This is a genomic window from Coprobacter tertius, assembly GCF_024330105.1.
Lineage (GTDB): Bacteria > Bacteroidota > Bacteroidia > Bacteroidales > Coprobacteraceae > Coprobacter > Coprobacter tertius.
In genome coordinates, this window is record NZ_JANDHW010000006.1 from 102,612 (window position 1) to 115,124 (window position 12,513).

At 38.8% G+C, this 12,513-nt stretch carries 9 protein-coding genes; 2 read left to right on the forward strand and 7 right to left on the reverse strand.

All coding sequences use genetic code 11. The features are described from left to right. Positions 1-7: 7 nt before the first annotated feature. From NMU02_RS07620 to NMU02_RS07635, 4 genes are all read right to left on the reverse strand, one after another. Positions 8-1,957, reverse strand: a complete 1,950-nt coding sequence (locus NMU02_RS07620; RefSeq protein ID WP_255027115.1) for a DUF2961 domain-containing protein — start codon at positions 1,955-1,957, stop codon at positions 8-10. A 45-nt stretch (positions 1,958-2,002) separates the two neighbouring features. Beyond that, on the reverse strand, positions 2,003-3,130 hold the full coding sequence (locus NMU02_RS07625) for a glycoside hydrolase family 183 protein (protein WP_255027116.1): 1,128 nt from the start codon (positions 3,128-3,130) through the stop codon (positions 2,003-2,005). A gap of 60 nt (positions 3,131-3,190) precedes the next feature. Further along, complete coding sequence (locus tag NMU02_RS07630) at positions 3,191-4,180, reverse strand: LacI family DNA-binding transcriptional regulator (RefSeq protein WP_255027118.1); 990 nt, start codon at positions 4,178-4,180, stop codon at positions 3,191-3,193. Positions 4,181-4,305: 125 nt separating this feature from the next. Next, positions 4,306-5,325 (reverse strand): L,D-transpeptidase, encoded by a 1,020-nt coding sequence (locus NMU02_RS07635; RefSeq protein ID WP_255027120.1) that lies wholly within the window; start codon positions 5,323-5,325, stop codon positions 4,306-4,308. 456 nt (positions 5,326-5,781) lie between these two features. Between NMU02_RS07635 and NMU02_RS07640 the strand changes: the two genes are divergently transcribed. Both NMU02_RS07640 and NMU02_RS07645 read left to right on the forward strand, forming a co-directional pair. After that, positions 5,782-6,609, forward strand: coding sequence for an AraC family transcriptional regulator (locus NMU02_RS07640; protein ID WP_255027122.1), 828 nt, complete (start codon positions 5,782-5,784; stop codon positions 6,607-6,609). A 154-nt stretch (positions 6,610-6,763) separates the two neighbouring features. Then, on the forward strand, positions 6,764-7,360 hold the full coding sequence (locus tag NMU02_RS07645; RefSeq protein WP_255027124.1) for a DapH/DapD/GlmU-related protein: 597 nt from the start codon (positions 6,764-6,766) through the stop codon (positions 7,358-7,360). Positions 7,361-7,588: 228 nt separating this feature from the next. Here NMU02_RS07645 and NMU02_RS07650 read toward each other — a convergent pair whose 3' ends face one another. From NMU02_RS07650 to NMU02_RS07660, 3 genes are all read right to left on the reverse strand, one after another. Beyond that, positions 7,589-8,767 carry a glycoside hydrolase family 76 protein gene (locus tag NMU02_RS07650; protein ID WP_255027125.1) on the reverse strand — a complete coding sequence of 393 codons (1,179 nt, stop codon included), beginning with the start codon at positions 8,765-8,767 and terminating at the stop codon, positions 7,589-7,591. A 90-nt stretch (positions 8,768-8,857) separates the two neighbouring features. Then, positions 8,858-10,417 (reverse strand): sulfatase, encoded by a 1,560-nt coding sequence (locus tag NMU02_RS07655; protein WP_255027127.1) that lies wholly within the window; start codon positions 10,415-10,417, stop codon positions 8,858-8,860. Between the two features lie 23 nt (positions 10,418-10,440). Next, complete coding sequence (locus NMU02_RS07660) at positions 10,441-12,513, reverse strand: Sip1-related alpha-galactosidase (protein ID WP_255027129.1); 2,073 nt, start codon at positions 12,511-12,513, stop codon at positions 10,441-10,443.

Sequence of the window (12,513 nt, forward strand, 5' to 3'; positions counted from 1 at the left end):
CATCGTATTATATTTTTTCAAGAAACAAGTTTTCGAAATGAAATTTTTTCCCTTTATCCGTATTACGAATTTTTATCGTAACAGAATTGGTATGCTTCGTTAAGCTAAATTCTCCGATATATTGTTTTAAACATACTTTTTCTTGAGGAGAATAGGCGCTTTTCCAATCAGAAATCATCTTCTGACGATTCCATACAGAAAATTCTCCCCCTTCGGGTGTTTCATAATAGGTGAGCATAATTTTATAAATTCCTTCCGGCAATTCATCCAACATAATACGTACACTTCCTTCCCCCTGAGCAGAAACGACAAATCTACCTCTGTTTTCGATTTGCGTATTTCCCCCTAATGTAATATTCATCAACTGCGGATAAAAAATATGTTCTTTCAGATGATTTACTGTTCGGAGCTCTTCAACAGGATCGGTTGTACAGTGGGGCGCAGGCCGATCACCATAATAAAAAGTCAAAGAAGTATAATCTACCGGATATTTATTATCCTCGGGGCCGTGCTCGATCGTTTGTAAAAAATCTTGTTCGAAAGACATCTTATCCGAAAGGAAAAATCGATACCCTCCCGTACGAGCCATGGGTAACGAATAATCCATCGATCCGTGTATCGGCAAACTAACACCCCTATCCCAACGATCGAGCAAGGCATACCACCCCCCGTTATAGAAATCTTCAGAACCGGTTCCGTGAGTCCTCATTTTTCTATCCGCAACCGTTATATCATCCCCTTCAAAAAACAAGGTCATTCCCGGTTTCAGTGCCTGAGCCTGATGTAATACACCGACAAGATGCCCTTTACCCATAATTTGAGATAATAAATAAGGCTTGTATTCTTCGGGATCGATTTCACGTCTCCAGATAGTATATAGAGCACCTTCTCCTTCTGTACGGGAATCATCTGAATAATATACTTTAGTCTTCACCTCGATTTTCGGTTGTTCCTCACTACGTTTTTCATAAGTAAGTTTCAGCTGAGCTTTCTTTCGGTAAGGCATAGGCAAATAAGAATAATTTACATCATTATAACTTCCCAGCAAAATACTCCTAACAGATGGTTTGCCGAAAGCATACCCGAAATAATCGGCTACCGGACAATTTATAGCCATCACGTTATCGCCATCCCAACAAGCCTGAAACAAAATATCTTTTTTATCTCCATAAAAAGAGGTACCGGCCTCAATCTCTATCCCAACTATACGCCCTCCCCGATCATCGATAAAAAAAGGTACCGATTCTCCAGGAGAAATAAAAAACTGTTTCGATTCGGATCGAACAATAGGCCCAAATTTTTCAGTTTGCCGTAAAGGATCAGTTTGTATTTGCCAATATTCACAGACTTTATCCAAAACACGATTTTCAGAGTCATCGAGAATCATTGAAAAAGGCTTCACTATAGTTTTTTCAGGTAGCAGACGGCTTTGTATCTGATAAAATTCCATTTTTTTACCCGTATATACTACCTTACACGATTTTTGGTAAGGTATAGGCAGATAACAATAATATCCCCCGACTTCGTTACCGCATATCGGATTTATAAACGGATATACTTTTCCGGAAAATAAATCGATAAAAGGGATACTTATACGAGGTTTTTTTTCTCCATCTATGTAAAACTTAATCGTATCGGTCGTAGGAGTAGGCGTCCAAATGCGATTGATAACACCCGGTCCTTTCCAATCGGCCAGTACTAATTGATCTCCCTCTTTACGGATATAAGAATATTTTCCCGAAAAACCGTCGTCATTTTTTCCTGTACGATCGTAACTCGACTCCTGTTCAATAATCCCCGAACGATAAGCGGGCAATTGTTTTAACAAATACATTTGTTCCAACTCGGAAATTATTCCCACTTTTTTTTCCGGGCTTTTCCCTTTTCCCTGAGCATAAAAACACGATAAAGAAACGAACAGAGATAAAAACAATAATTTATTTTTTAAAGACAACATATTTCATTGATATTAAATATGAGAATTTTTATACATTTAAGTGCCTTATGGGTTTTCATGTAAATCGCCACTCATAAGAAATACATTATAAGGTCCCCACAATGACATGAGAAAATACAATTTATCCCCTTTATCTTTTAAAGGATGCATAAACGCACAATACAAACCTTTATAATCTTTATCAGAAAGCAAAACTTTCATTTCCCCCCATTTTGTAATATCATCGGCATCCCGGTACATAATTGCATGTCCTTTACGGTTTGCCGCTTTATCATAAGCGTAATCATAATTATAGGTTATAATCCACTTATCGTACTTTTTATGGTACATCAAAGATGCCTCTCCAACAGGACCGGGAATTACAGGTGTTGCTGCTTTTTCATCCCCTTTTATCCATTCTTTTCTTTTACCGTTCCAATACTCGTATTTACTCATATCCAAAATATCTTTTTCGGAAAAACGAGCCAGATAAGCATCATCACCCCGTCCGGACTGAGTCCCTATCATATATATCATTCCATCTTTTTTAGCATAAGCGACCTGTGAAAAATGGCTGTCGGGACCAAATGTTACCTCCGATCGCCGGTTCCAGGTCTTCCCATCATCGGATGAAGCATATACCGATGAAAAATTAGTTAACCATCTTCCGTTCGGAGCACCCCAATCATATATATTCATATAATGAACACAATCTATTCCCCCAGCCCTTATCGCTGATGTAGGAATCGATGTTTGGTATTTCTCGGGATTTGACTTACCTCCTGCACAGATTTCCCTGGCTTTACCCTCTTCATCAAGTAACATAGCATCAATTGTTAAACCGTCATCAAGCCGTGTATCTTTTGAAAAAGCCAGTACATTAGAACGCCAATTAGAACCATTTCCACCGCCTTTACCAGCAACAAAACCTTCTCCGTTAGTATCCCCAAAAAATAAGCCGATCCGGTTCCCTTTCATTTTCCACATTATACCCAAATCGGTCCCGTAAACATCAAAATCTCCGGCAGTATTATTCGGATTCGGAAACGTATCGGTAGGAAGAGATTTACCAGTAAGACGAGCTATCGGTTTTACATTAGATATAACAATCCCGCCCTTTTCTTTAACAGGGGTTTTCCCGTTTACCAACAAAGGGAAAAATACACACATAATAACAAAGCACTTCAGTTTCATGGATGATAATTTAAAAATTAATACTCTTTTGCTAATACGATTAACTTATATAATATAAATTCATTTACATATTTTAGCTTGTAAAATAACTTGTTCGATGACATTATAAGAAGGATCGTCGATATATCTAAACAGAATATTCAATGCTCTTTCCCCTAATTCTCCAATGGGTTGCTCTATACAGGTTATCGGAATATCAGATAGTGCATATTCATCGGTATAATCGATACTCACAAACTGTAATCCGGTCATTTTTTTTCTCTCTTTCAAATGAATAAGAGATTGTATTCCTACGCGGTTAGTCGCAAAAACGATCGAATCGATTCCAACATCGAGCAATTCGTCGATAGCATCATTTATCCCTTCCTCAAACCGTTCATAAGACGCCGATCTGACTAAAGAATCATTTACCTCAATACCATAATCGCGTAAAGCCTTACGATAGCCAGTACATCGTTTCGAAATATTAGGTAACCCCATATTGTATGCGACAAAAGCAATTTTACGACATCCCTGTTCTATCAGGTATCCAGTTAAAGCATACGATGCCAGCTCATTATTAATTTGAACCGAACTAATAGGAACACCCTCTATTCCTCTATCTATCTGCACAAAAGGGATTTTCTCAGTCATTAATCCTTTGACTACGGCTTCACTATTCTGAGGGGGAGCCATAATAATACCATCTACATTCTTTTCGATGAAAAGATCCAATAAACGTCCGAATTTTTCAGCTGACTCGTCTGAACTTCCAAACATGACCTGATATCCCTTTTCACCAGCAATATTTTCGATATAGCGTGCTAATTTTGCAAAAAAAGGATTCGAAATATCAGCCACTATCAGCCCCAGCGTTCTTGTTTTTCCCGTTCTCAAACTGCGGGCCGCCATGTTCGGACGGTAATTTAACTCGTCGGCGATTTTCCTCACTTTCTCGGCAACTTCCTTACTGATGCGTAGCTTCTCGCCCTTACCATTGAGGACTAAAGATACCGTCGCACTTGAAACGCCTAACCGGTCGGCTATATTTTTTATAGATACGCGAGTCATGTATTACTTATATACAAACTAAATTCTTGTTTTCAAAGACAAATATAGTTCATTTAAACGATTTAGCAAATGAAAGAAGAAAATTTAATTTCAAATATTTTTTATACGACTCATTAAACCTAAATTTATTTGATTACGATTACCAGAGTTGCTTTCGGTACAGCCCAATCATAGATAAAACGGGCATGGGACGTAGCGCTTCGTACACACATATGGGAACGGGGAACCGTTCCTAATGACGGACTGAACTCTATCAAATCGGTATGCGGCTCATTTACGGGAATTCCGTGAATGTAACCGCCATTAGTAAAGCGACTGGCAAAAGGGGCGAAACCGCCATGTTCGTCTTTCCCGTCTTTCAGGTAAATCATTTTAGGTTTGTGCTCTTGTATCACAAAAATACCCAACGGGGTCTCCTGCATATAGGGCGGACCGTGTTTACCTGTCGTAACGGGATTCATACTTCTTACCAACCATTTTTTTTCCGCTTTTTCTAAAGCAGCAGCATTCTGGTTGGTCACATCAACAAATATTATTTTATTAAATACCAATGTATCGGGCAATACTTTGACATATTTTAAGGGAACCTGCCTGATTTCGTCCCTATTCAGGGTAGCAATTTTCGCATATCGGCCTTCATAACCAAGGTACATAACTAACGATCCGTCTCTGCCATATCGAACTGGAGTTACCGTATCACCGGGGATATATAACGGTACCGACTGATAACGCTCTACTCCCAGCGTATCTGCTACCCGTTTATATTCGTTCCTCCGAAAAGAAACGACCAAAGGAGCCTCACCGTTTCGGTTCCTGTAATTTTGCAATATAGCCCATACCGGTTTCCGCTGATGCCATTCTTCAAGTTCGGCCAAATACCTTTTCATTTTTTCCCATTGAAACTCACGTTTTCCTTTACGATACGTATAAGTATCCGGTAACGTATGCTGATCATATAAAAGAGCTTTTACTATAGGAATTTCACTTACAGGATTATCATCAGATATAAAAACCGGCATAAACAGTACCAATGTATCTTTACGTATGCTGTCACCAAGGGAAGTATCATTAATATCTACTTCATATTTACAGGATGTTAAAACCGGAAATATAATAAACAACAATACGAAAATAAATTTTATCATATTCTAAAATACAAATTTGCTATGTTATAATAAAACAATAGAGTGTCAATAATTATTCTGAAAAAGAAAAAAAAGAATATGATTCATTTTTTCTCCGGTTAAAGATAAGTAATTTTAACGGCACATTGCAAATTATGATACATATATTATATTACATAATCATTTTTATTTAAATATAAAATGTTACGAATGAAGTTGTGAATCGAGTCACAACACCGAAATCGAACGATCGATAAGATGTAACGAAAAAACAATATTACCGACACTCATACAACTACGATGTCGAGCTACATAAATATAATAAATACATAAACGACAAACAAACTGATGAATAATATGTTGTCGGGTTCTTTGATTACGTCTCCCAATATTTGAACTTCTCAACAAAACAAATATTCCTACTATCGAGTACCTTTGTATAGGAATATTATTACAGTCGATTAAATAAAAAAATAAATGACAGACAAAATCCATACATTGCGTTATTCGGATATCTTTCTGGCGATGTACTTCAACGAAGAAATGAGTTGCCTGCATCGGAACCACTCTCACGTATTGGTTTATATTTACTCGGGCGAACTGGAAATTAACGAACGAGGCAAAATCACCCGCTTGCGTCGAGGCGAATGTGCTTTTATCCGCAAGGATATCGGAGTACAGATGATCAAAAAGGCACACAACGGGAAACAGTTCAAAGCTATATTCCTGATGTTTACCGCGAAATTTTTGCGTGATTTTTACAATAGATTAAACCGAACCACATTACCTAAAGAGGCAAAACGAAACAAAATAAGTCTTTACAAATTACCGGCTAACCGTCCCGATATTCTTAGTCTGTTCGAATCTATGAAGCCTTATTTCGATTCTAACATTCGACCAACTGACGAATTACTGCAACTGAAAATGATCGAGGGCGTATATGTACTTCTACATACCAGCAAAAGCCTTTATGCCTCTATTTTCGATTTTGCCGATCCTTGGAAGATCGATATTCTTGAATTTTTGGAACAAAATTACATGAATGACCTCTCGATGGAAGAAATTGCCAACTACACTGGCCGCAGTCTTTCCACATTCAAACGGGATTTCAAAAAATACAGTTCTCTTTCTCCTCAGAAATGGCTGATACAGCGTCGCCTCGAAGCCGCGCACGAATTAATTAATAAAGGTGGCCGCAAAGTTTCCGAAATTTGCTATGATGTAGGTTTCAAGAACCTTTCTCATTTCTCGAAAATATATAAAGAAATGTTCGGAGTAACTCCGACAGAGAAAATAAAAAGTTGAAATAAAAATATAATTCAAAAAAGCCTTGCGACATTTCCCGGATACAAGACTTTTTAATTTATGGTCTCCACAACAAAGCTTATTGAGCCGTACAGCAAAGTTTTTGTGTTATGTTCCGTATACTTTTGCATCAGAATGATAAAATAAAGAACATATGAATGATATTTTTAGAAAAGATCTGAGCGGCGAAATGGTTTCGCCCAACGAAGCGGGTTACGGTGACCTGATTGCGGATATCTTCGCTACAATGAAAACCGCTGCTGAAATGAACACTGGGTATCGAACTCCTAAAGAGGTACATGAATATATGGAACGTATACTCGGAAAAAAATTGGATGCATCTACAACTGTCTTACCCCCACTATATATCGACTATGGAATACCCGTACATATAGGCAAAGGGTGTTTTATTCAACAATGTTGCACCATTTTCGGACGAGGTGGTATCACAATTGGCAATGAAGTATTTATCGGGCCGAAAGTAAATCTGATTACAATTAACCACGACCCAGACCCAGCGAACCGTAGTGCCACTTATGGACGCCCGATCGTAATCGAGGACAAAGTATGGATAGGCATTAATTCCACGATACTGCCGGGTATAAAAATCGGCTATGGTGCTATTGTCGGAGCGGGCAGCGTGGTAACTAAGAATGTTCCGGCGTTGGCAATCGTAGCCGGAAATCCGGCACGGGTAATCAAAAAGATAGAAATATCCGAAAAGGAAATGCTAACAGACATGTCCCGATAACATTGTATAATGTAATACCCGCTTTCGACGCGATATATGCAAAAAATAACTGGAACATGGTTACATAAAATAAAAACAAGAAACGGGCAAATACTGATGATAAAATTCGGCACCATGAGAAAATTTCAATAAACTAAATTTCAAGCCCGATTGATGTTCTATAAACAAAAATTCCTGAAAGGCGATTTTAAGCACCGTCTTTCAGGAATAATATTATTTAGGGAACAATTATTTCTTCAGCAGCTCGGGATAATTGTCTTCGATAACACACATCATATTCATCAACATTACACCGCTCAACTGATATGATAACAACATATCAGTTAAATCCGGTCCTTTCGACCAAATTCCGTTAAAATAAAAATCGGGGCTATTTTTCCGAAGTTCCAATGCATTTTCCTGCAAAAATTCCACATAACGTTTCCTTAAATCAGTATCGAGTTCTGGTAAAAGAATCAGATTTGTCATATAACGCACACACACTCCCGAGAACATACCGCCATCTGAATCACGTCCCCCGGGCAATATTCCATTTTTAGAATATTCAGGACTTACTACCCAATTCATAGTTTTCAAAGCATCATCAAGATACACCTTTTCGTGAGTAATTCCATACATTTCGAGAGCTGCACCTATCCATGTTCCCTGATTATAGGTAAATACCCACCCCGGGTTATGATTACCTACTGCATCCCATACCCGTCCTGTAGCATCATCCACCATCAAAGGTTTCTCCCAATTATATATTTTATGCGCCCACCGTAAGTCATCTTCATTCCCGAACATCCGGTATAACCGCGCGGCAATTATACAAGCCGGACTATTAATACATGCATTCTTCGATCCCTCATGTCGATTTTCTTTATTCCAACGAATCCCGCCACCTTTCAGATCGTTCCATCCTATTTTTATTTCACGCCACAAACGATCAGCCGTAGATTTATATACGGTATCGCCGGTAACCTCATATGCCCTCAAGCATGCTAAAGTAAGCCATGCCATATCATCATAAAAATTATTGATATAACTATTGTTATTATTTACGGCGATTCCTTTATACAACCGCAAAATCCAATCTTTATTTTCAGACGTTTTTTCACGTTCGAAAACATCTATCATGACATCAAGAGCCTGTGCATTTATCCAATAATCGAATGTACGCCTCGTCTCATTTTCAGAGAGACGATAACGATTCAGATAATTCCGGTCGGAAACCCACCAGTCGGATAAATTCAACCGGGCTTTCGTTGCGGCGCGATCCCAATCATACAATCCTATTTCTTTTTCTCGCTCATTCTTCGTTTCCAAAATTCTTTGTTCACTTACATTTCCTTTGCCATTACATACCTCCATCGATAATGTCATATTACATAACATCACCCCTATCAACAACATGATACTCTTCATTCCACGATTTTTTAAAATTTTGTGAAACAAATGTACTAAAAAATCGAAATGAAAACAGCACAATAAATCTCAGGAGTATAAAAACACCAATCAACGATCTATTTCATCGGGCCACGGACATGGTAGGCCTGTGGCTTTAAACGTAGGGCGCTGTCCTCCTACTTTTCTCAAATAACGACCCAAATCTTTAGACAATCGTTTTACAATATCGGGGTGTTGCAACGACAAATCATTTTTCTCACCTATATCTTCTTTAATATCGAACAATTCCTTTTTTCCGGTATCATAATAATAAATGAGCTTCCAATCCCCTTTACGAACTGTACATGTAGGCCCGATACCGGGACCGGTATTGCCCCAATTATTCGGAAAATTCCAGTATAAACTCCTGCCATTAGACGGGTCACCCGCTTGTGTTAGCAAAGGAACGATACTTTTACCGTCGACTTGCTGCACTGTACTGTAATGTTTTACTCCGGCCATTTCAAGTATTGTAGGGAAGAAATCTTCGATAATCATATATTTATCACATTTTGTGTCGGGCTTCACGACACCCGGCCAACTAACGATCATCGGCTCGCGTATACCTCCCTCATAAGCCGAACCTTTACCGCTTTTAAGGGGTGAATTCTGTGTATAAGGAGTACCGTCTCTCCAGTCCGGCTGACTCGCTAAACCTCCGTTATCGCTCATAAATATGATAATGGTATTTTCCGTTTCTCCATTTTTATCCAACCAATCCATCAAATCTCCCAGACTTTTATCCATTCCCTCAATCAGACCCGCATAAGCGGCTTCTTTGGGAGACAATCCCTTATCTAAATATTTTTGGTAATAACGAGCATCTTTGTCGATAGGTATATGAATGGCATAATGCGCCATATAAAGGAAAAAAGGCTGATTATATTCTTTAGCATGATCGAGCGCTTTTATTGCCTCAAGTGTCAAAGCTTCCGTTACAAAAGTATGTGTTCCCCAATATTTTTCAAGTCCCGGAACCGCAAAGGCAGGACTCGGCTTACCATCGGTACGGTTGCCATAATTATCTTCACCCAAATAACTGGCCAGTCCACCTCCCGCATGACCGGCAATATTAACTTCAAAACCGAAATGATACGGGCTTTCCCCCGGGGTATCAACAGCTCCGAAATGAGCCTTTCCACAATGTATGGTATGATAACCGTTCTCTTTTAATAGCTCGGGGAGAGCAGTTACCTGAAAAGTATGACTTATACCGGGAACCTCACATATACCGTTTACATTCCAGTCGGCTACTTTGAAAACACTACTCGGGCTATCTGTCTGCTCATTCTTCGGGTAAGTCCAATTCGTTACGCAATGCCTTGCGGCATTCGCGCCTGTAAGCAAACTGCAGCGTGAGGGAGAACTTATACTGCTGGCATAAGCTTGCGTAAACATCATACCTTTAGCGGCAAGCCGCTCCATATTCGGCGTTTCAAATTCTTCGTTATAATGGGTTTTCCGGGTCCAAAAGGGCAATGAGGTATCTTGCCAACCCATATCGTCGACCAAAAAGAAAATAATATTCGGCCGTTTTTCCGTTTGATCTTTTCTCACTTGTTCTTTTCCCTGCACCGAAGGAATCGCCATAGGTGCCAATACAAACGGAATTAATAAACTTTTCTTCATTTCGATAAATTATTAATTAATGATTACTTTTCGATAGATATTCTTCCGGGATTTATCGGGATGTTCCTCAATTCATGCTTACCATCTGCTTCGGCCCATATTACCAACGTACCGGCACACAATACATCAAGAATTATTCGTTCGGGAGAAGCAGATACGATCCTTATCGTTGCGGGAGATAAATATTTTTCCTGTATTCCGATTATTCCCCAACCTTTGCGAATAGGGCACAGGTGAAATAACCGATCGCTAAATCCTGTTAACTCTACAGAATAATTATCGGTCAACACGATTGCCTTCCGGAAATTCCAATCATATAAAAGAATACTGTCAACATCCGGGAAATTGTTATGTGTAACCGTTTTAAGCAAATCGTAGTCTTCTTTAGAAATCGAAGCGGTCACTTTTTCATATTCCGGCCGAGTATTCAGATTATAGCAAATGATCGACATGGATTCGGTTCCTACCGGAGCAAATACTCGATAAGCTTTACCATCTATTAATGGATTTATAAATACCGATTCGGGTGTCGGTACGGCAGGTGCCAACGGTCGAAATATCCTTCCTTCCTCATCGATCAGTGGAAAGATATTCTCACTCTTGAATTCATCGGGAGCGTCTGACAAATAAACCGGAGCACCCGACATTGCTTTTGAACGAGCCATGAGACTACCACAAATAGTATCACAAGAATGAAACATGTCATGATCGGGCCAAACGGTTTGTCCGAAAAGTAAAGTATTCGCATAAGACTGATAAAGATGTGATTTTGCCATATCTTTATCGTATTTTTTATAATCGATACTCACCCGGGTAACGCCACTGTACAAAGTATGATCTGTATTGATCGTATTCTGCGCCATACAATTCATCAAACCTATTTTTTGTCTGTAAGTTTCCTTTTCCAAAGCCAGGTTACATTCCTTAGACCTGAGTATAACCTCTCTTCCTCCCATATAAAGTGGTAACGTAAACGACTGGTTATCTATTTTAAGGAAATCGAACCCAAAATCTTTCAACGTTTTCACATAACTCTTGTAAAAATTCTTTATATTCCGCACACTTTTGCCCGGCAACAAACTTCCGTTATACTGATAAAGACAATCATTTATTCTATCGGGTAAATCATTTTTTTCAGAAATTCCAAGCCAATAACCCGATAAGGCGAACCACAACCCCATCCAGCGGATACCGTTTTCGGTTTTCCGCCCGATAATACGTTCCCATTGATGCGGGAAACATATGCTATCGGGGATAAATCCCGTCAATTGCCTTCGTTTATTTGCTACATGACCATCATCGATTAAGACATAACGAACCGGTATTCCCGAGTTTTCGATAATGTCGATATCATTCAATATACGGGTTTCATTTATATCCGTATGATAATGTTCCCATGTACACCACCCCAGATAATTAAAAGCCTCGAAATAATGCTTATCGGTACGCTTACGTAATTTCGATATTTTTTTGTCTCTAATCAATGTATCATAAGCCTCGTTTAATGTTTTATATATATCACCGGTACGACTTGACAGTAACAACGGTATTTTTCTCTGTAAATAATCATCTCCAAGAGTAGAAACATACAGGCTTAAAGTTCCGTCGGCATTTACCTGAAACCAGCTGAGACTATTATCGCCACATAATGATTTTAAAAACAAATATGTATTGTCTGTCAGCCATAATAAAACCACGTCTCCCAATACCGAAGGTGCCGAATTAGATGGGATACCCGCATAATCAGGCCGAGTAATTTCATTCAGCCGGGAAAATTTCCATGGGAGCAACCGATTGGTATTATTCGGCCAATGGTAGTCTCCCGGCCGATAATCACGACTAAAAAAAATTCCGCAGGCATATTCCGGTAATTTAACATCATAATATAGAGTATGTCGGTCGACCGGAACAGATTTTTCATATACTACCGAAGATACGGCACTACATAAATCTATCGCATCATCTATTTTTTGCGCTTCTATATTTTTATATGAAACTCCTTTTTCATACACATATTTGTTTTGAGCTAAAAATACATGAACACCTGATAATAAAAATATTATTAGAAATATTTGCCTATAAATAAAACTTTTCAT